We start from the raw sequence: 20,417 nt of genomic DNA on the forward strand, positions 1-20,417 counted from the left end.
AGCTATCATCACCCAGCTAGGTCAGCAAGGCGCCGCCCAATACCGGTCCCAAAAGCGTGGTGAGCGAGGAGGCCGCGGCCCATGTACCTATGGCGCCGCCACGTTGGTCTTTTGGATAGGCCTCGGCGATGATGGCAAGACTGCCTGGTACCATGAAAGCCGCGCCAATTCCCTGAACGGCGCGCGCCGCGATCAGAAAGGCCGCATTTCCGGCAAGGGCCGAAGCCAGCGAGGCGATCACGAAGAGCACAATACCTGCCGCAAAAACATTGCGCAGCCCGAAGCGATCTCCCGCGGCACCACCGAGGAGCAGCAGCGAGGACAGCGTGAGGAGATAGGCATTGGAGACCCACTGCACATCGGCGAGGCTCGCACCAAGACTGGCGCGGATGGCCGGGGTGACGATGGAAATCACCGAGCCATCGATAAAGCCCATTGAAGAAGCCACGATGGCAGCGACGAGAATGCGGCGGCGTTGTGCGGGCGAATAGTCCGTCATCGCTGATCCCTCCGATAACGACTGAAATGACGTTCGATGGCAAAGAGGGATGTGTTGACGATGATGGCGAGTGCGCCAACCACCAACGCTCCCTGTGCCACAAAGGCAAGGTTGCTGTTGATGAGGCCCGCGATAATCGTCTCGCCCAGCGTGCTGGCCGCAACAGTAGACCCGATGGTCGCCGTCCCCATGGAAATGATGGCCGAGATGCGGATGCCGGCGAGGATCGTAGGCAGCGCGAGGGGCAGTTCGACGCGCAGGAGTCTTTGCCCATCGGTCATGCCCGTGCCGCGAGCCGCCTCCTGCACATCGGGCGATACCGAAGCCAGCCCGGCCAAAGCATTTTCGAAGATGGGCAGCAGCCCATAGAGAAAGAGCGCGAGCAGGGTCGGAGCAGCGCCGAAACCGAGGACCGGCACGGCCAGGGCCAGAACAGCAACCGGCGGAAAGGTTTGACCGGCATTGGCAAGGGTGCGGGACAGCGGCAGAAATTCACGTCCCGCAGGGCGCGTGACGAGAACGGCAAGACCTATAGCGACAATACTCCCCGCCAATGTTGCAGCAGCGACAATGGCAAGATGATTGAGCGTCAGGTTAAGTAGCGAATTCTGCGTATAGATCGCGGCTTGGCCATTGCGGGTCAGCGGCGTGAAGAGCCAGCCAAACCAATCGGGCCGAGCCAGAAAGACTCCGAGCAGGATCAGCACCGCCAGCCGGGAAAGCGCTCCGATCTTCATTGTGGGCGCGCCGCCTGGCGAATGGCGGTCGCGAGCGTCACGCGGCCAAGGGTTTTGCCGGCACCATCGCGGACAGGCACGGCCGCGCGCCCACTCCAGAGCGCTTCTTCCAGCGCATCGCGTAGCGAGGCATCTACGTCAAGGGCAGCGCCGGGGGCCTCGCCTGGTTCGATGTACGGGCGTAAGGGCTGCAGCGAGAGCAGGCGGAAGGGCCGCTCGCCACTGCCCAACAGTTCGCCGACAAATTCGGTTGCGGGACGAATGACGATCTCCTGCGGCGTGTCATATTGCAGGAGTTTCGCGCGATCCATCACCGCGATCCGATCGCCGAGATGGATCGCCTCGTTCATGTCATGGGTCACGAGCACGATGGTCGTGCCCAGCCGCTGCTGGATCTGGCGCAGATCCTCCTGAGCCCGAGCGCGGATGATGGGATCGAGCGCCCCGAACGGTTCGTCCATCAAGAGAAGCTTTGGCGCAGCGGCCAAGGCCCGCGCTACGCCCACGCGCTGTTGCTGGCCGCCGGAAAGCTGGCTCGGATAGCGATCGCGGAATTCGGCGGCGTCGAGCTGAAAGAGATCGAGCAGTTCCTCGACCCGTGCACTGACCTTGGCTGCGTCCCAACCGAGCAGGTGCGGCACGGTGGCGATGTTCTGGCCTACGGTGCGATGCGGAAAAAGGCCATGACCTTGAATAGCGTAGCCGATCTGACGGCGCAGCTCGTGCGGCGGGATGGCGCTGATGTCCTTGCCGTCGATCAGGATACGTCCGGAACTCGGTTCGACTAGGCGATTGATCATGCGCAGCAGCGTGGTCTTGCCCGAACCAGATGTTCCGACGATGACGGCAAGCGCACCACCGGGGATGGTCATGGACACATCGTCGACGACACAGGTTTCGTCAAAAAACTTCGACAGATGCTCAATCTCGATCATGTTCGGCCTTTCACGGAGACCAGTTCGACTGCTGCGTCGAGAATGACGGCGGAGGCAAAGGCGAGCGCGACGGTCGGCACGGCGCCCAGCAGCACCAGGTCCATCGCGGTCTGCCCGACGCCCTGGAAAACGAAGACACCAAAGCCCCCTCCTCCGATCAGAGCAGCCACGGTGGCAAGGCCGATATTTTGCACCAGTACAATGCGAATGGCCGCCAGGATGGAGGGGAAGGCCAGTGGCAATTGCACCTGCAGCAGGCGCTCGGCATCAGTCATGCCCATGCCGCGCGCGGCCACATTGGCGGCAGGCGGTACAGCATCGAGCCCCGCCAGCGTGTTGGAGACAACAGGCATCAGCGAATAGAGAAACAAGGCAAGCATGGCGGGAGCGGCGCCGATGCCAGCAATGCCTATGGCCGCTGCGGCCGGGACAGTGGCAGCAAGCCAGGCGAGCGGCGCAATGAGGAGCCCAAAAAGCGCGATCGAGGGGATGGTTTGCACCGCGCTCAAGAGGCCGGTGACCACGGCGCGCAGACGCTTGGTGGGATGAATAGCAATACCGAGCGGAAGGCCGACCAATGCCGCGGCGACCAGTGAACCCAGCGCCAGGGCGATGTGGGTTGCGGCCTCACGCCAGAAGACGTCGGCGCGGTTGGCATATTCGCGCAATACCGAGAGGTCGGACCAGATGCCGGAGAGAAGGATGGTCGCGATGGCGACACTTACCGCGATGAGAAGAGCGATGCGCGACAGCGGCTTCAGCCCCAATCGCACGACGCTGTCAGCGGCAAGCAGGCCAAAAGCCAGCAATTCGAGCCAGAAACCGAGTGCCGGCGCCGTGCGTGAAATCTTGTCGCCCGCGGGCGTCACACTATCCACGGCCCAGCCGAGGCCGACGGCGAGTATGGCGAGCGCAGCAAAGCTGACCGCAAGACGCAGACGTGAATCGAGGCGAAGCAAGGCCAGGACAGCGCCAGTACCGACTGCCGCCAGAAGAAAATAGCCCGGCCAGCCGGGCAAGGCATCGAGCGCATAGCGGGCCTCGCCTGCCACGATGCGATTGGCGCGGAACAGCACGAATGGGCAAAAGAGCCCGGCTACCGCGAGAGCAAAGATTACAATCCCCAGCCGGTCAATGACATGCCGCGAGGATAAGGGCGTTGAATTATCTGTCATGACCAAAGAAGGGTTGGGGTGGGCCGGAATGACCCACCCCTCAATGAGACTACTACTTCAGGAAGCCGTCGGTCTTCAGCCAATCGACGGCCACGGCCTGCGCGGATTCGCCACCGACCTGGATACGGCCGTTGAGCTCCTGAAGGGTGGTGATGTCGAGCTTGGCGAAGACGGGCGCCAGCAGGTCCTTGATCTGAGGATATTCTGCAAGCACGGCTTCGCGAATGATCGGAGCCGGCTCATAGACAGGCTGCACGCCCTTGTCGTCTTCGAGGACGACGAGGCCCGACGGGGCGATGCCGCCATCCGTACCATAGACCATGGCGGCATTGACGCCGTCGGTCTGCTGGGCTGCGGCGGCGATGGTCGCCGAGGTGTCGCCGCCAGACAGCGTCACCAATTGTTCGGGCTTGAGGGTGAAGCCATAGACTTCCTGGAACTTCGGCAGGGCGGCCGGCGAGCTCACGAACTCGGCTGATGCAGCGAGCTTCACGTCACCACCATCGGCAACATACTTGCCGAAATCGCTGAAGGTCACGAGGCTATTGGCGTCGGCGATATCCTTGCGAAGCGCGACAGCCCAGGTGTTGTTGGCCGGAGCCGGCTGCAGCCAGACTATCTTGTTGGCCTCTAGATCGAGCTTGGCCGCTTCGGCATAGGCCTTGGCAGCGTCGTTCCAGAGCGGGTCGTCGGCCTTGTTGAAGAAGAAGGCCGCGTTGCCGGTATATTCGGGATAGATATCAATCTGGCCGGCCACGATAGCTTCGCGTACGACAGAGGTAGCGCCAAGCTGAATCTTTTCTGTCACCGGCACGCCATTGGCCTGCAGCACCTGCGAAATGATGTTGCCAAGCAGACCACCTTCAGTGTCGATCTTGGACGACACGACGACTTGTGCATTCGCAATGCCTGTGGTCAGGGCCAGGGCGAGGGTTGCTGCGGTAAGTTTGGTCAGTAGACGCACGTTGATCTCCTTGGATCGTTGGCCAGTGTGGCCGCTTGTCTTTGGGAAGGTTCAGGCGAGGCGCGGATAGGATCGGTCGATCGCCCGCTGTTCCATCGCAAGAATGCTGTCATAGGCTTCGTACTGGAGGACTTCGAAGCCGGCGAAATGAAATTCGGGATGATCCTTGCGTGCCGCCCCGCCGAAGAAGTCGGCGAGTACGGCCCGCAATTTGACGAGGTCACTGTCAGATATTGTCAGCACGGTGATGAAGGGGAGGCCCGGAGCAGCGGCGGTCCAGCCAATGACCTTGATCGCATCCCGCACATCCTGTGGTTGCAGTTGCAGTGTGACGGGATCGATCGCCGCCACATCGGCGCGCCTGCCGATCACTGATTGCAACGACGCCGAATGGCTGCCGGTTGCAAAAGTCTCCGAGAAGAAGCGCCCATTTTCGGCATAGGCGGAAACCGTCTCGCGAAATGCGTTGTAGCCGGACTGAGAATGGACGGCGTTGTAGGCGGCGCGACGGCCGCGCAGGTCTTCGAGTCGTCCGGCGCGATCATCGGCCCTGACGACGATGGCGCTGCGGTAGTTTGGACCGTCTGTCCCCTCTACCGCATAGATCGGTGTGCCCACATAACGGACTCGACCATCAAGCAGACGGCGGAGGGGATAGCCGCAGGTCTGTGCGAGGAGGAGATTACTATCAAGCCAGGTGGCTTCGATGTCCTCGCTGCCGCCTGGCGTCACGGGCAGTTCATCGAAACCGGTGGCGATCAGGCGCCCCCGCAGATCGTCCCACAGCCGATCAACCGCGCCCTCGCCCGGATCGTACATGGCGAGTGAAACTGCCCGTGTCATTCGCGTGCGTCCGTGGTGCAGTGATGGGGATGCAACAGCTTGTCATGCGGCCGTACGAAAAAGCGCCCGAAGAGCTCTCCGTAACTACGATAGACGAGGCCGCCATTACGCTCCACCAAGGTCTCGCGATGCGCCCTATAGAAAGCAGGCAAATCGTACCAGGCGATGGTGGGACGCAGGTGGTGGAGCACATGAAGGTTGTTGTTGAGAAACAGCAGCGCCAGCGGACCACCGCCTTCGACGATGGCCGTGCGTTCCTCATGCTTGTCGGCATAACGGTGTTCGGCGAAGGAGCGGATGCGGGTCAGCGCGCCGCCGGCATAAACAAAGGCCAGCAGATAGAGCCAAAGCGGCATCTGGCAGATAGCAAGAACCCAAACCAAGACCAGCGCAACCAGAACAGCCTGGATGGTCCACATGCGCCGCCGCGTCCCATGGTTGGCAAGGATCAGGCCAAATTCGGCATGCAGGAAAAATCCGATCATGAAGGCCGGCCCAACGATGAGGCGCCCCAGCAGCGTCTGATTGAACCGCAGCAGCGCCCGCAGCCATGCCGGCGCGTCACTCCAGGCCTTTTCGGTGATGTAGAAGGATTCCGGATCGTCGAGCGGGTCGGTCAGCCGCTCGTCGCGGTGATGCTGCAAGTGGCTCAGCTTGTAGATCGGATAGGGCAGCCAAAGCGACAGCGGCGGCCAACCAAGCGCATCGTTGAGCGCCCTTATCCGCGTCGGATGACCATGAATGATTTCATGCTGCAACGAGCCTTGCCAGGCCACAATCCAAGCCGCGAGCGGAACGAGCAACCAGAGCGGTATCGACTGCCAGAAAAAGGTGAACGCCAGCCACCCGCCATAGATCGCCAGAACCAGGGCAAGCGTGGGCCATTCCAGCGTTCTGGCACGGACATAAGGTATGGTCTGATCGGCTCGGTGCATCATGCAGGATTTAGAGCACCGGCCGCCGCTTTAAGTCTATAATTTGAATAGACAATATTGCCGAACTGGCAAAGCCGCGAGGTATTGCCTTCTGGCAGCGTCGGGGCGCAGGCAACTTCTTACCACCATCCATCAAAAACAGCTTTCAAAGCCCAAGCCTGATGCCCTCACCAGGGCTCGACTCTGTTCCGAGTGTTATCAGGAAGAGGCAATGACCGAAGGCACCGACGGGACTGCGCGCATTAGAAAGGGCAATGGCGAAGCGATCGACCAAGGGAGGCCATCCACATCCTGGGACCAAAACCGCGGAGCTTTCGTTGAGATGGCGGCCGGACATTATGCAGTCAATCTAAACTTCCACCGTCCATAGAACTGACCACGGGCCCAGCCGCCCCTCCTCCGCAAAGCCTTGAAGATAGAGCTTCCGGCCGATAATCGGCGGGACTTCAGGCTGAGTTTCATCGGTAAGGTTGGCATAGAGGCGCAGGATGGAGCCGTCGCCCATCTTCCAGCTCACGAGAACGGATTTGATGCCCAGCGGTTCGTGTTGGCCAGCAAAGCCCTGCTGACCGACCAAGCGGGGTACGATCTCCATTTTGCGCAGATCGATGAGGGAGCGGTAGTGCTTCAGCCAATTCGAATGCGGCTGCTTCCGAAGACTGGGCCAGTCGAGCTTGGCCGAACTGAACGTCTTGATGCCCGTCGGATCGACGGCCTCTTCAACCTCGGGTCTATCCTGATCCTCATGCTCCGGGGCGCCTCTGAGGTCCTTTTGCCTCCCGTTGCGGACCGCATCGCGCACTTCGGCAGGCGCGTCCGAAAAGAATGGAAATGGTCGCGCGCTGGCCCACTCTTCCCCCTGGAAGAGCATCGGTATTTGCGGACAGAGCAAATAGATCGCGATCAGCGCCTTCACCGCGTCATCATGGGCGATGTGCGTAATCCGATCGCCCTTGATCCGATTACCGATCTGGTCGTGGTCCTGCATGTAGACCACAAAGGATGTCGCTGGCAGTCCTCCGCTGGGCTCTCCACGCTTCAAAGCCTCATGCGGCTTTACTTCACCTTGATAGGCAAAGCCTTCGGCGAGCGCGCGACCCAGTCGACCGGAACGTTCGTCGGAGTCGGAAAAGTCAGCATAGTAGCCGGTATTCTCGCCAGTCGCGGCAGCGTGGAGCAGATGGTGGATGTCGTCATTCCATTGCGCAGTGTAGTGCACCGGCTCGGAGTCACTATTGCGGCGCAGCCAGACCTCCTGATTGTCCGAATTCTCGATGATGAGATGAGTATGCCGATGGGGGCGCGAGGCTCGAATGCGCGCTGAGAGGAGCTCGAGAATGTGGCTCGAGCTGTCATCCACCATCGTGTGCACGGAATCGAACCGCAGTCCGTCCAAATTGAATTCGCTCATCCAGTAGAGCGCGTTTTCGACCACCAGTTCCCGCACCACATTGGCACCCGGGCCATCGAAGTTGAGTGCTTCGCCCCATGGGCTCTGATGCTTTTTCGTGAAGATCGGCGCGATGGCCGGCAGGTAATTTCCGTGCGGGCCGAAATGGTTGTAGACCACATCGAGGAACACCATCATCGAGCGTCGATGCGCCGCATTGATCAGCGCTTTCAGGTCGTCTGGGCGCCCATAGTTGGATGACGGGGCGAACCACATCGCTCCATCATAACCCCAGTTGAATTTCCCGTAGAATTCGCCGACTGGCATGATCTGAATGGCAGTAACGCCGAGCGCCGCGAGATGATCCAGCTTGGCGATAGCAGCGGCGAAGGTCCCCTCCTCGGTAAATGTACCTATGTGGAGTTCGTAGATGATCGCTTCTTCCCAGGGACGTCCCCTCCAGTCGCGATCGGTCCAACCAAAGGCCTGGGGGTCGATGACCTCGCTAAAGCCTGCAATGCCTTCGGGCTGGTGCCGCGAGGTTGGATCGGGAATGGCCGATCCATCGGGCAGCACATATTTGTAGAGTGCGCCGGCGCTGACGCCCTCCACATCCACACGAAACCAGCCGTCGTCTACCGCATCCATTTCGATGAGCGATCGCCGACCTTTCAGTTTGAGCTGCAGTGTCTTGCACTTCGGCGCCCATAGCTTGAAGCGCGTACCCCCTTTCTGAACCTCGGCGCCAAACCGCATTTTGTGGCTGCGAAAGACAGTGTCGGGACTGGGCCGCTTCATCTGCGAACTCTTTTGGTGATCGGGCCCATTTCCAATGGCGGCCGTATCAAAGCGTTCCCTGGCTCAGTGGCCGTAGTAGTCGGCCAACGCCTCGATGGCTTCCGGCTCCAGGCGATGCGGTCCCTCCTCGAGCGCATCCTCGATAACTTTGGCCATGATGTCGGCGTGCTGGCCGCCGCGCTCCGCGCCATATTTCTGGAACAGGTGCAACTGCCGCCGGAGGTAGTCGGCGGATTGACCGGAAAGACGCGGAAAATCTGTTCGGGCGATCGGACCGTGGCACTTTTCGCAGGCGGGAACGTCGCGCGACACGATCCCCTCAAGGGCAATAGTTCTGCCCAGATCGCTGCCATCGGGAGGTGGCAGAGAGGCAGTGTGGCCATAAAGATCGGCGAACTCGGCGATCTCTTCGTCCGTCAGTTGTCGCGCCGCCGACATCATCGTGCCACTCGGACGACTGCCGTCACGAAACGCCAGAAGCGCATCAGCCAGGTATTGCGGGCTTTGGATATCGAGACGTGGGAAAGCGCCACCTCGTCCCTCCCCATCTTGCCCATGACAGGAGGCGCAGGAGCCAGGTTCGGCCCCGCCATGCGCCAGCATGGCATAGGTTTCGGCGTCCATGGTGGGCAGGCGCCGGAGGAAAGCAACCATGTCCCAGACCTCGTCGTCGCGCATATCGGTCGGCCAGGCGGGCATAGCCGTGTGGCGGATGCCATATTTGACGGTCTGAAACAGTCGGGCGTCCGGACGCCAACTGGTAAGTTGGGGCGGTGCCGGCGACAAATCCCGCGCCAGTTGCGCCGGCGGCGCTTCGGGACTGCCGTGACAGGCAGCACAGACGAGCTGGAAATGCCCTGCCCCGCGCAAAACCATTTTGGGATCATCGAGATCGGGGACGGCAATCATGGCCGATCGTAGCGCTATGGATTGCCGGGCAGCCAGTTGATTGTACCAATTGACCACCCCCTTGCCAGCGGAATGCACTGCGTGGTCGAGCAGGCCGGTAAGGGGTATGGCGAGAAGAAGCAGCGCACCCGCAGCGGCACTGGCGAGAAAGGGAGCAAGCCGCTTCATGATGGCACCGGCCGCTTGAGCGCTCGACCGACAAGGGTGAGGCCACCGGCGAGATAGATGATGCCGCCGATTGCGAGCATGATCACACCGCCCACTTGCTGATCGGCCATTTCACCCAAGCCGAATGGATTGTTGTGGGCGTGGCCAGGATAGATCGGCCGCGGCGCAAGGCTGATCAATGCGCCGAGCAGGGTCATGTGCATCGAGGTAAAAAACAGCGTCAGCGCACCGGCCAGTGCTGCACTATCCCTGCGGCCCGAAGGGGCCGCGAGCGCCAGCACCCACACGAGCAGTGAGGCAAAGGCAAAGGAGGCCTGCTCATAAACGAGAGCCCAAGCGGACGTCCGCGATGCGTGATGCAAGGCGGGCGTATGCCAACCCCAGACGATAACGAGATCGAGGAGACTGACGGCAATCGGCAGGGCCAGCTGTGAACGCAGCCAGGGATGGTCGGCAATCATCGGCGCCAGTCCGATGGCAAGGATGGGGACGGCGATACCAACCACGCCCATATGCAGCGCCATATGCGCTGCAAAGCTTTCGGGCACGAGGCGCGGCAGTGGACCAGCCCAGGCGAGGAGCAGCAGCAAGATGCCGAGCGCTGTGAAAAGGCGCGGGCTCATCGACAGCTCTCGAGATAGAGCATGGGAATGGTCACATAGATGACCGCCACCGCGGACAATACGCAGAGCATCAGAGCGACATGGCTGAGAAAGCGATGCCGTTCCTCGGGCGTGTTGTGCTCATATTCGAAATCATCGTCGGTCAGGCTGCGATCATGCACACGCCAGAGTCGGACGCTCGACCAGAAGATGCCGACCAGGGCGATAACCGTGACGGCGATGACGAGAAGGCGGATGTCCGACAGCGGCGCATCTCTCCCGAGCTTTTGGCAATAGATGGCGGCGGAGACGTAGCAGACGAGGAAATGCAGCGCCCAGATGCTGGGCGAGATGATGACACTCCAGAGATCGGTTCCCGATCCGGTTTCGCGTCTGGCTTCTGCTGTGACGGGATCTTCCTTGCTCATGTCAGGTACGGAAAGCCTCCGATGACAATGGCAGTCAGAACGCCGCTGAATGCAACAAAGTGCCAATAGAGCGTGATGTTCCAAAGATCGGCGTCATGGGTCGGCGTCGCCTTGCCATAGAGCAGTCGCGCGAAGCCATAGCCCTGCATCAACATGCCGGTCGCCAGATGCGCGAGGATCCAGATGACAAGCGCCCAGACGATGGCCGGATAGGCATGCGCGGTCGGGTCGAGGTCTGAGGTCCACGGGCCGGCCATCAGGGCAAGGCCGCCGCCGAGCGTCGCCAAGACGCCGAGCAGCAAAAATAGTTGTGCCAAGCTCGACTGCCCGCCTGAATTGACCAGCCGCGCGCCAAGGGTCAGCGCCCAGGCAAGAAGAATGAGAGCACCGGCTATCGTCGGCCAGAACCAGCCCGGCCCAAACATGTCTGGCGGGGGAAAGTCGGAGTGGATGGTCCAGAAGAAAAAGTAGCCGAACAGCAGCGCAAGAAAGGCCGTCAGGTCCCCGGTCATGGTGATGAACATGGCCCACCAGCCGGTCGACTTGTAGCCTGAGACATAGAGAGGTAGGCGCTTGCCGCCACCGATATCCTTGGTTTTCTTCTCGGGGATTTCGGCTGTACCGGTCCAGAGCCAACGAAGGACCGCTGTCAAGAACACGACCGCGCCGAGCCCCATGGGCAGCCACCATTTGAAGGCCATAAAAATGAAAACAGCGCCGAGCCCGCCGGCGGCGATCATCGGCAGCCAGCCGGGGCCGCCGACGCGCAGCACAAGGATGGGCTGGGCGTCGAGCACGCTCGTCACCAGCGTTTCGCGTCGCCCCTCCTTGGCATCTGCGAGGTATCCCTCACCTTCGTCGACCTTTCGCAGGAAGTCCTTGTCGTGCCAAAGCGGATAGCGGCTGCTGACCTCGGGGATGGAGCGCATGCCCCAGCTATTGCCGAAGCGCGCCGCCCATTCGAGCGTGCCCGCATTCCAGACGTTGCGCGGGACATCGCGCTGGTGACGCTTGGGGCGCACGCAATCCCACACCAGCAGCAAAAAACCGGCGGCGAAGATGAAGGCGCCGACCGAAGAGATCATGTTGAGTTCGGTCCAGCCGCGGTCTGCGCCATAGGTGAAGACGCGCCGCGGCATGCCCAGCATGCCGGTCAGGTGCATGGGCAGGAAAGCCATGTTGAACCCGATGAGCATCAGCCAGAACGACCAGATGCCATAGGCGCGAGACAGCTCCTTGCCCCTGATCAGAGGGTAATAGTAGCAGATGCCCGCCATGACCGGGAAAAGCATGCCGCCGATCAGGGTGTAGTGGAGGTGCGCGACGATGAAATAAGTATCGTGCACCTGAAAATCGAAGGGTGCCACTGCCACCATAACGCCCGTCAGGCCGCCGATGATGAAGACGGCCAGCGCGCCGAGGCAGAAAAGCATGGGTACGCTGCGCACCACGGAACCCAGCATCACCGTGGCAATAAACGCAAAGATCTGGATGCCGGTGGGAATGGCCACGGCTTCCGAGGCCGCGGAGAAAAACCCCAGCGACACCGACGGCAGACCGGTGGTGAACATGTGGTGCACCCAGAGCCCAAAGCTCAGGAACCCGGTTCCCAGCGCCGAAAGCACGATCCAAGAATAGCCGGTAATTTCCCGCTGGGCAAAGGTCGGCACGATCATGGCAAGGAGCGCGATGGCGGGCAGGAAGATGATGTAGACTTCAGGGTGTCCGAAAATCCAGAACAGGTGCTGCCAAAGGATGGGATCACCGCCCCGGGTCACATCGAAAAATGGCCAGTCAAGCAGACGCTCGAGCTCGAAAAGAATGTCGCCGGCGATCAGCGGCGGAAAGGCGAAAAGGATCATCCCGCCCACGACCAGAACGTACCAACCATAGAGCGGCGTCAGATTGATGTGCATTCCGGGCGCCCGGCATTTCAGCACGCCCACGATCAGTTCGACCGCGGCTGCAATGGAGGCGACTTCGATAAAGGAAAGGCCGAGCAACCAGATATCGGCACCGATACCGCTCTGCTCGGTGGAAAGTGGGGGATACATGAACCACCCCGCATCAGGGGCAGCATTGAAAAAAATCGAACCGCAGACGAAAACACCGCCGATGAGATAGCACCAGAAGCCGAAAGCCGAGAGGCGCGGAAACGGCAGGTCACGTGCGCCCAGCATGCCCGGCAGGATCAGGATCGCCACCGCCTCGAAGATCGGCACGGCGAAGAGAAACATCATCACCGTGCCATGGAGGGTAAAGGCCTGATTGTAGAATTCGGCCGTTACCAGCGTGTTGTCGGGCACAAAGAGCTGCACGCGGATGATCAGCGCCAGCGCGCCGGCAAAGAGCATGAAGGCAAAAGCGGCAGCGAAGTACCAGAGGCCGACAATCGAATTGTTGACGTCCGACAGGGCGCGCCAGCCCCGGGGATTGTCCCAGACTTTGGCTAGTTGTTCGGTCTCGGCGCGCTTGTCGGTCATTTGAGATCCAGAAGGTAGGCAATCAGGGCGTCGCGCTCGGTGGCTTCGAGGCTTGCATAGGCGGGCATGCGCACATCGGGCTTGTGGTGACTGGGATCGATAAGCCAGCTTTGAAGACCGTCCGCCGTAATTGGCAGAGTGCCCGCGGCCATGGTGCGCCGGCCGGCGAAATGGGTGAGGTCTGGCCCTATGGCCCCGTCAGCGCTGGTGCCGCGCACCGCGTGACAGGCGCCACAGCCGGCGGAAACGAAGAGGGCATGCCCTTCCCGTTCCTCGACATCAGCGGCTTCGCCCGCGAGCCAGGTTTCGAAACCAGCCGGCTCATGGACCACGACTGGAAAGGCCATCAGAGCATGAGAGGGACCGCAGAACTCGGCGCAGACGCCGCGGTAGACGCCTGTGTCCGTTGGTTTCAACCGCCAGAGATTGGTGCGTCCAGGAATGACATCCATCTTGCCGCCGAGATTGGGAATCCAGAAGGAATGGATGACGTCGGTAGAGGTCAGGACGAATTCGGCCGTCTGACTCGCCGGTAGGTGCAATTCGTTCGCCGTATTGATCAGCGAGCCATCGGGCATTTCATAGGCCACCCGCCACCAATATTGCTCGGCCGTGATGTGGACACGCAAATCCGGCCGGTGTGAGCGCACCCAATCGGGCAATAGCGCCAGGCCAAAGATCAGCAAAGCGGCAAGTGTGATGGTCGGAAATGCGACGCCGCCCACGAGAATAAATCGGTCGGCAAAACGCTCGGTCTTCGGTCGCTTCTTGCCGAGGACGGCATAGACGGTAATGCCCATGACGATGAGCCAAATGACGACGGTTCCGGCCGCCATGACCCAGAAAAGATTGGCTATCGCGGCTGCATCTTCGCCAGCGGGATGCAGCATGCTCTGTTCTGAAACGCAGCCAGCGAGAACAGGCACGCAGACCAGCGGCACGAAACGATAGACGAGAAAGGAACGACGCTGCCCCTGTTGCATACACCCCCGCAAATCAACTCGGGGTGGAACGCCAATGCCTTAGCTGAGTTCCATGCAAATGGCCGTCAGGGAGAAAAGCATGTCGCCACAAATGGGATATTCCCGCCTGCAGATCATTTTGCACTGGACCATAGCGGTGCTGATCCTCGTACAATTGACTATCAATTCCGACATGCAGCAGGCCTTTGCTCAACGTCTTGCCAGCGACGTGCTACCGGAAAGTACCGGAGCAACATTCCACGCCGGTATTGGCATTGCCGTCCTGGTCCTCGCGATCCTGCGCCTCGCCATCCGCCGTTTTCACGGCGTGCCTCTTCCGCCCAAGGCCAATCATCCGCTGCTGAACCTGCTCGGCCACGCCACACATTTGCTGCTTTACGGCTTCCTGTTCTTCATGCCGATCAGCGGCGCCATCGCCTGGTTCGGCGGTATCGAAATGGCCGGCGTGTTACACGAACTCGGCCGCTTCATTTTTATCCCGGCCATACTCCTCCACATCGGTGGCGCCGTCGTCGAGGAGCTGGTGCTGGGCAACCGCGTCATCAGGCGAATGATCAGGGCGAAATAGTCCTGATCCTCATGAATCTGGCAACGCATAGGCGATGAAATAGTCGCCGATAGGCGTTTCCATGAAGTCGTGGCCGCCGGCGTTGATGACAATGATCTGCTTGCCGCCGGCTTCGTAAGTCATGGGGGTAGCTTGCCCCCCCGCGGGCAATTCGACTTGCCAGAGTTCTTCGCCCGTTTCGGTATCGACAGCCCGGAAGAGATCGTCGGTAGCCGCGGCTATGAAGAAGAGACCCGAGGCGGTCACCACACCGCCCCCATTATTGGGCGTACCGATATCGACCGGCAACATCGAGGGGATGCCGAAGGGCCCATTCTTGCGGGCAGAGCCGAATGGCCGATCCCACAAAAATTCCCGCGTATTGAGATCGATCGCGGCAATTCCCCCATAAGGCGGCTGCTTGCAGAGAAGTCCCGTGAACGGAACTCGCCAGCCTGCATTGACGCGAATGCCATAGGGCGACTCCGCCTGCGGGCTAATCGATCCATGTGAGCCTGAACCGGCCGCGGGATCGTAACTCGGGTCGTTGATAGAACGGACGCCCATGGCATCGACCTCTTCGCGGGACACCAGTTGATTGTAGTTCGGCATGTTATTGTAATTGGCGATCAAGACGCCATTGACGGGATCGACGGCGATCCCACCCCAGTCCGTACCGCCATTGTATCCCGGGAACTGAATCCACGGCTGGTCGACGGTTGGAGGCGTATAGACCCCCTCATAGGCCGCCTGACGGAACTGGATCCGGCACCAGAGCTGGTCAAGCGGCGTCGCGCCCCACATCTGCGCCTCGGTCAGCATCGGCTTGAGGAGATTCGGAAAGTCCGTCACATAGGGCTGCGTTGGCGAGAGCCGGTCCGGCTCGACCCCGCCCTGCGGCGCAGGACGCTCCTCGATATTGACCAGTGGCTCGCCTGTTGCTCGATCGAGAATATAGAACTGGGCTTGTTTGGACGGCATGATGATTGCCGGGACCGGACCATCGGGCGTTGGGAAGTCGACGAGACTCCCCTGCCCGCCGAGGTCGTAGTCCCAGACGTCATAGTGCACCGTCTGGTAGTGCCAGGCGACATCGCCTGTCTCGACATTGAGCGCCACGACGGCGGTCGAATAGGTGTTTTCCGCCTCAGAGCGATCGCCGCCCCAATAGTCGACCGCCGAATTGCCCATGGGGATGTAGACAAGACCAAGTTCGTCGTCGCCGGAGGCTATGGTCCAGCTATTGGGCGTACCCTCGGTATAGACCTCGCCTTCAGCCGGCAATCCGTTTTCCCCGGGCCGCCCCATATCCCAGGCCCATTTCAACTCGCCCGTCACCGCATTGAACCCGCGGATCACGCCCGACGGTGCGCTCCGCTCCTGATTGTCGCTGACTTGGCTGCCCACCACGAGCACACCACGCACAAGCGTCGGCGGAGAGGTCGGCGCATAGAAACCCGGTGCAACATCGCCGATCCCTTGCATGAGATTGACTATGCCGCCATTGCCAAAGTCGGGGCAAAGCTGGCCGGTCTCGGTGTCGAGGGCAATCATGCGCGCGTCATGGGTGAGGTTCACAACACGGGTGGCGCAAAGCTCGCCCTGCGCCGCAGTCGGGTCCTCGAAATACACAAGGCCTCGGCAGGAGGCGTTGTAGCCAAGAGCATCCGTCGAAACGTCGGGATCGAAGGTCCAGAACTGCGTTCCCGTCGCGGCGTCGAGCGCAAAAATCTTGTTCATTGCAGAGCAAATATAGAGCCGATCCCCAACCTTGACCGGCGTGTTCTGATTGCCAAAGGGCTCGTCATCCTGCGGCAGGTCGCCGGTACGGAACTCCCATATCTTCTCGAGGTCCGTCACGTTGTCTTTAGTAATCTCTTCGAGCGGAGAATAGCGCAGGGCTCGATGCGTACCGCCATAAGCTGGCCAGTCAGCGCCCGTTTCGAGTGCCACATAGCTCGGCTCTGCTGGAGGAGCCGTTGGGACCGTGGCTTGCGGCGCATTCGGTGTTGCTGGCGCGACTTCGGCCGGTTCTTCTGCCTCCTGGGCAAGGGATGCCTCGATCCCCTGATTGGCAACGCCGATCACGCCGAGCGCCGCCAACACCGTCGCGGCTGTTAATGCCCGGCCGAAACGTCGGACCGAGCCTCGCAAGGTAGGTACGGTTGTCAACACCAGGATAAGCACCACGGTCGGTGCCACCAGTCGCGGCACTTGCGCCCAGCCGTCAAGTCCGCTCTCCCAAAGGGCCCAGGCCAAAGTAGCGGTATAAGTGACGACATAGACCCAAAGCGCATTGATGCTTCGCTGCAGCAGGAACCAAGCCGTTAGAAGCAGGCCAATGCCGGCAGGCAGGTAATACCATGAACCTCCAAGGCTAATGAGCCAGAGACCGCCTGCTGCGATCGGCATGCCAAACATGAGCAATACGACACCCACGAACATGGTCCACCAGAACCCAGTCCCTTTGCGTTCTGTATCGCTATGCCCGCTCATCCGCTGCTCCTCCCGCTTTGCCGCCTAAGTTCGCAACGCCGCGGGCGAGCGCTAGTTCCGAAGCCAGCAGAACTGGCCCGCCCTGAGTTGAAGGAACGTCCTGCCTCGTTGCCCCGTTGGCCAATCGAACAAGGAGATTCCGATGGCCGACCGTTTCACCATGCAAGACCCGCGATACCAGTTCCCTGCACCGCCCTTTCCGCAGCAACCACAATCGCCTCCGGGCTTGGTCAGCGAAATGCGGCCCGCACCGGATCATGGCGAGGAAAGTTATGCCGGCTTCGGCCGTCTCCTCGGCCACAAGGCGCTCATTACAGGCGGCGATTCCGGCATCGGCCGCGCTGCCGCCATCGCGTATGCCCGCGAGGGGGCCGATGTCGCGATAAACTATCTTCCCTCCGAGCAAAGCGATGCCGAAGAGGTGCTCGGCTATATCGAAAAGGCCGGCACGAAGGGCGTGGCTCTACCCGGCGACGTATCCGATGAGAATATCTGCCAGGCCCTGATCAAAGACGCCGTAAAACAATTAGGTGGTCTCGATATCCTCGTCATCAATGCCGCGCGGCAACAGGCGCGAAAATCGGTCGCCGAGGTTACGAGCGAAGACTTCGACCGCACGCTTAAGACCAATCTCTATGCCCTGCACTGGCTCGCGCAGGCCGCAGTACCTCATCTTCTACCCGGTGCATCGATTATCACGACGGCGTCGATCCAGGCCTATGAGCCATCGGCGCATCTGCTCGACTATGCAACCACCAAGGCCGGCATCGTCGCCTATACCAAGGCGCTATCTACCCAGCTCATCGAGAAAGGCATCCGCGTGAATGCCGTTGCTCCCGGCCCGTTCTGGACCGTGTTGCAGCCGAGCGGCGGACAATTCCCGGAAAAGGTCGAAACATTCGGACAGGACAGCGCTTTCGGGCGCCCAGGGCAGCCGGTCGAACTCGCCCCGATCTATGTCCTGCTCGCCTCGCAGGAAGGGAGTTATATCACCGGGGAGGTCTTTGGCGTGACCGGGGGAAAGGGAATCGCTTAGTGCAAGAGGAAGGGACTCTCCGGGAGTTCCGGAAGCGCGGGCTTTAACCGATATAGGCTCAAAAACAAATATGTATCAGGCACATGGCAACTTCAAGGCGTACCTGCAACAATGAACCGGGCCACACTAGCCTAGTGACGGATTGTCCAAACTGGGGTGGTTAGCGGACCGGCTGCTTATAGGGCCATTTGCCAAGAAGGGCGACCAGTACGCGTGGCCATCTTCCGTTACTCGTTTCTCATTGTTGACACCTTGATCTCCTGCCAACTCCGAGAGCGGATTAGGAAAGGACTGCAATTCTTAGCGCCCTGCTGAGCTTGATTGCTAGAAATTGACGCGCGAAGGCCGCGTCATATTTAGCTTTAAGGGCCTTATGTCATGAGAGCCAGGGGGGAAGGCCCCTAACAGAGGCATCGTCTGCATCATGCAAGATCAACAGATGCGCCAAGGCCTGATTCAACTGAGAACGAGCAAACAGGAGTCTCTCATAAACCACTTCAGGACAGCCCTGGGCCCGACAGACTTCCAGCTCTTGAGTGGCCAAGGTAAGCCGCTGTTGCTGATATTCAACGCAGTGGATAACTTCGGCATTCGTGAGCTGGGAAATATTCGCGTGATGGCCAAGGCGGCCCGGCGTCAAGACAATAACTTCGCCCATTTCAGAACTCCGCCCAGTCTGCCATCGATGCGGCGTTCCCACGGGACAAAAGCCGCTGCACCGGTCGTTCTCGCAAGTGGGCCCTATCCAGCGGCGTAACCTTTTCAGACACGGCCCCGCTGCTCACGCCGAAGACGTCGACAATTGCATCCAACTCAGCTGATTCACGCTCCGTTTGCTCGATCGCGGCATTGGTTTCTTCCACGAGAGCCGCATTATGCTGGGGCATCTGGTCCATCTGCCGCATGGCGGCCATAACCTCGCCAATAGCGCTGGCCTGTTCGCTGTTGACGCGAGCGATCTCCCTGACAATCATGCTGTTTTCGCGGACGCCTTCGACCATAGTGGCAAGCTTGGTCGTCGCTTCTCGTAGTAGGCGACTACCGATCATCACTTCTTGCCCTGACTGTTCGATCAGGGCCTTTACGTCCGAGGATGCGGTGGCAGTGGATTGGGCCAACCGCCGGACTTCTACCGCGACGACGGCAAACCCCTTGCCCGCCTCTCCAGCTCGTGCTGCCTCGACCGAGGCATTGAGAGCCAGCAGGTTGGTCTGGAACGCAACATTGTCGATCATGCCGATAATGTCGGAAATCTTACTAGACGAGGACAAGATGCGATCCATCGCTTCGTTGGCTGTGCCCATCGCCTCGCCCGCCTGCTCGGCAGAGTGGGAGACAATGCCAGCCTTTGCGTCCGCCGCCTTGGCGCGCGTCGTTCTCATTGACGGCTTGTGCCAAGTGTTCCATCGACGCCGACGTTTCCTCGAGCGCCGCGGCCTGCCGTGTGGTGCGATCTGCCAGATCGTTGGCACCCATCAAGATTTCCTGTGTGGCCGTGCGCAATCCACTGGAGTTGATGCGGAGGGCTGTTACGATCTCCCCGAACTTGTCGAGAGTGTCATTGAAGGACACTCTAACGTCGTCGAGATCACCCGGCAGAGTCTCTGTCAGGTGCGCTTTGATATCGCCCCGCGCCAGTCGGGCGAGGTGCTCTCCAACGCGCAGCACTGCGATCTTACGCGAGGTAACATCGCTCGCATATTTCACGACTTTGTACGGCTTGCCGAATGCATCAAAAATAGGGTTGTAAGTGGCCAGTATCCAAACAGGGCGCCCCCCCTTACCGATGCGACGATATTCGCCTGCCTCGAACTGCCCCTGCGCGAGACGGTGCCAAAAATCACGATAGTCCTTACTGGCTGCAAACGCAGGATCGACAAACAGGCTGTGATGCCGGCCACGAATCTCCTCGAGCTGATAGCCCAACGCAGCACAGAAGTTGGCGTTGGCCGTCAAAATGGTACCATCTAGGCCAAACTCAATAACGGCCTGAGAGCGTCGAATAGCGTCCAGCTGGCCCTGCCAGTCCAGCGCCTGAGCCTTTTGAGCCGTGATATCGGAGGCGATTTTGACGATCTTCTGAACCTTGCCGCCTTTTCCAATTACGGGGTTGTAAGAGGCGACGATCCAGACCTTGCGATCATCCTTTCCTACCCTCATAAACTCGCCGCTGCTAAACTTGCCTGCGGCTAGCTGTTTCCAGAATTCCATATATTCGGGGCTCGACGCGAATTCTGCGTCGACGAACATGCGATGGTGTTGACCAACGACTTCATCGCGCGAGTACCCATGACGCTCAGGAAGTTACGGTTGGCCGCCAATATGGTGCCATCCGGCTTGAACTCGATGATCGCTTGCGACTGGTCCAGCGTGTTGATTTCCGCCGAGAAGTGACCCGGGTTTTCCATTGAGAAGTGACCCGCCTGTTAGTTTTGTTTTGGGTCGGTTGCTGTGGTCAAGGGTCTAGGTTTCTCCTTTGTTTTTGGCGG

19 protein-coding genes and 1 pseudogene are annotated in these 20,417 nt (G+C 60.3%); 2 read left to right on the top strand and 18 right to left on the bottom strand.

The genetic code is table 11. The features are described from left to right. Window positions 1-16 precede the first annotated feature (16 nt). The 13 genes from J7557_RS21485 to coxB all read right to left on the bottom strand — a co-directional run bounded on the left by J7557_RS21485 (window position 17) and on the right by coxB (window position 13,849). Window positions 17-499 carry an MFS transporter gene (locus J7557_RS21485; RefSeq protein WP_367272898.1) on the bottom strand — a complete coding sequence of 161 codons (483 nt, stop codon included), beginning with the start codon at window positions 497-499 and terminating at the stop codon, window positions 17-19. After that, entirely contained in the window at window positions 496-1,236 is a 741-nt protein-coding gene (locus tag J7557_RS13625; RefSeq protein ID WP_291420596.1) for an ABC transporter permease, read from the bottom strand. Before J7557_RS13625 ends, J7557_RS21485 begins: the two co-directional genes overlap by 4 nt. Further along, window positions 1,233-2,171 (bottom strand): ABC transporter ATP-binding protein, encoded by a 939-nt coding sequence (locus tag J7557_RS13630; protein ID WP_291420597.1) that lies wholly within the window; start codon window positions 2,169-2,171, stop codon window positions 1,233-1,235. Before J7557_RS13630 ends, J7557_RS13625 begins: the two co-directional genes overlap by 4 nt. Continuing rightward, the gene (locus tag J7557_RS13635; protein ID WP_291420598.1) at window positions 2,168-3,346 is read right to left on the bottom strand and encodes an ABC transporter permease; all 1,179 of its coding nucleotides are present in this window, start codon (window positions 3,344-3,346) and stop codon (window positions 2,168-2,170) included. Before J7557_RS13635 ends, J7557_RS13630 begins: the two co-directional genes overlap by 4 nt. Window positions 3,347-3,398: 52 nt before the next feature. After that, on the bottom strand, window positions 3,399-4,310 hold the full coding sequence (locus tag J7557_RS13640; RefSeq protein ID WP_291420599.1) for an ABC transporter substrate-binding protein: 912 nt from the start codon (window positions 4,308-4,310) through the stop codon (window positions 3,399-3,401). A gap of 51 nt (window positions 4,311-4,361) precedes the next feature. Continuing rightward, on the bottom strand, window positions 4,362-5,153 hold the full coding sequence (locus J7557_RS13645) for a PhnD/SsuA/transferrin family substrate-binding protein (protein ID WP_291420600.1): 792 nt from the start codon (window positions 5,151-5,153) through the stop codon (window positions 4,362-4,364). Continuing rightward, window positions 5,150-6,091: a fatty acid desaturase gene (locus J7557_RS13650; RefSeq protein WP_291420601.1), complete on the bottom strand. Its 942-nt coding sequence runs from the start codon at window positions 6,089-6,091 to the stop codon at window positions 5,150-5,152. The genes J7557_RS13645 and J7557_RS13650 overlap by 4 nt, the downstream gene beginning before the upstream one ends. Window positions 6,092-6,437: 346 nt before the next feature. After that, entirely contained in the window at window positions 6,438-8,234 is a 1,797-nt protein-coding gene (gene treZ, locus J7557_RS13655; protein ID WP_291420602.1) for a malto-oligosyltrehalose trehalohydrolase, read from the bottom strand. A gap of 105 nt (window positions 8,235-8,339) precedes the next feature. Next, window positions 8,340-9,353 (bottom strand): c-type cytochrome, encoded by a 1,014-nt coding sequence (locus J7557_RS13660; RefSeq protein ID WP_291420603.1) that lies wholly within the window; start codon window positions 9,351-9,353, stop codon window positions 8,340-8,342. After that, entirely contained in the window at window positions 9,350-9,976 is a 627-nt protein-coding gene (locus J7557_RS13665; protein WP_291420604.1) for a cytochrome c oxidase assembly protein, read from the bottom strand. Before J7557_RS13665 ends, J7557_RS13660 begins: the two co-directional genes overlap by 4 nt. Next, on the bottom strand, window positions 9,973-10,383 hold the full coding sequence (locus J7557_RS13670) for a hypothetical protein (RefSeq protein ID WP_291420605.1): 411 nt from the start codon (window positions 10,381-10,383) through the stop codon (window positions 9,973-9,975). Before J7557_RS13670 ends, J7557_RS13665 begins: the two co-directional genes overlap by 4 nt. Further along, window positions 10,380-12,866, bottom strand: coding sequence for a cbb3-type cytochrome c oxidase subunit I (locus J7557_RS13675; RefSeq protein WP_291420606.1), 2,487 nt, complete (start codon window positions 12,864-12,866; stop codon window positions 10,380-10,382). Before J7557_RS13675 ends, J7557_RS13670 begins: the two co-directional genes overlap by 4 nt. After that, complete coding sequence (gene coxB, locus J7557_RS13680; RefSeq protein ID WP_291420607.1) at window positions 12,863-13,849, bottom strand: cytochrome c oxidase subunit II; 987 nt, start codon at window positions 13,847-13,849, stop codon at window positions 12,863-12,865. Before coxB ends, J7557_RS13675 begins: the two co-directional genes overlap by 4 nt. A 79-nt stretch (window positions 13,850-13,928) precedes the next feature. On the opposite strand from coxB, the gene J7557_RS13685 reads away from it, so the two are divergent. Beyond that, the gene (locus J7557_RS13685) at window positions 13,929-14,417 is read left to right on the top strand and encodes a cytochrome b/b6 domain-containing protein (protein ID WP_291420608.1); all 489 of its coding nucleotides are present in this window, start codon (window positions 13,929-13,931) and stop codon (window positions 14,415-14,417) included. A gap of 9 nt (window positions 14,418-14,426) precedes the next feature. Here J7557_RS13685 and J7557_RS13690 read toward each other — a convergent pair whose 3' ends face one another. Further along, a complete protein-coding gene (locus tag J7557_RS13690) occupies window positions 14,427-16,892 on the bottom strand; it encodes a membrane-bound PQQ-dependent dehydrogenase, glucose/quinate/shikimate family (RefSeq protein WP_291420609.1) in 2,466 nt (821 codons plus the stop codon). Window positions 16,893-17,034: 142 nt separating this feature from the next. Here J7557_RS13690 and J7557_RS13695 point away from each other — a divergent pair, with 142 nt between their 5' ends. Continuing rightward, window positions 17,035-17,928, top strand: a complete 894-nt coding sequence (locus J7557_RS13695) for an SDR family oxidoreductase (protein WP_291420610.1) — start codon at window positions 17,035-17,037, stop codon at window positions 17,926-17,928. Window positions 17,929-18,304: 376 nt separating this feature from the next. Here J7557_RS13695 and J7557_RS13700 read toward each other — a convergent pair whose 3' ends face one another. The 4 genes and pseudogenes from J7557_RS13700 to J7557_RS13715 all read right to left on the bottom strand — a co-directional run. Continuing rightward, window positions 18,305-18,586, bottom strand: a complete 282-nt coding sequence (locus J7557_RS13700; RefSeq protein WP_291420611.1) for a hypothetical protein — start codon at window positions 18,584-18,586, stop codon at window positions 18,305-18,307. A gap of 1 nt (window position 18,587) precedes the next feature. Next, window positions 18,588-19,232 carry a methyl-accepting chemotaxis protein gene (locus J7557_RS13705; RefSeq protein ID WP_291420612.1) on the bottom strand — a complete coding sequence of 215 codons (645 nt, stop codon included), beginning with the start codon at window positions 19,230-19,232 and terminating at the stop codon, window positions 18,588-18,590. Further along, window positions 19,186-20,004, bottom strand: coding sequence for a PAS domain-containing methyl-accepting chemotaxis protein (locus tag J7557_RS13710; RefSeq protein WP_291420627.1), 819 nt, complete (start codon window positions 20,002-20,004; stop codon window positions 19,186-19,188). Before J7557_RS13710 ends, J7557_RS13705 begins: the two co-directional genes overlap by 47 nt. Beyond that, window positions 19,978-20,208 (bottom strand): annotated as a pseudogene (locus J7557_RS13715) (PAS domain-containing protein); the annotation flags it as partial. The pseudogene J7557_RS13715 and the gene J7557_RS13710, both read right to left, overlap by 27 nt. Window positions 20,209-20,417 lie beyond the last annotated feature (209 nt).

The sequence above is a fragment of the Devosia sp. genome, from assembly GCF_017744655.1.
Taxonomy (GTDB): domain Bacteria; phylum Pseudomonadota; class Alphaproteobacteria; order Rhizobiales; family Devosiaceae; genus Devosia.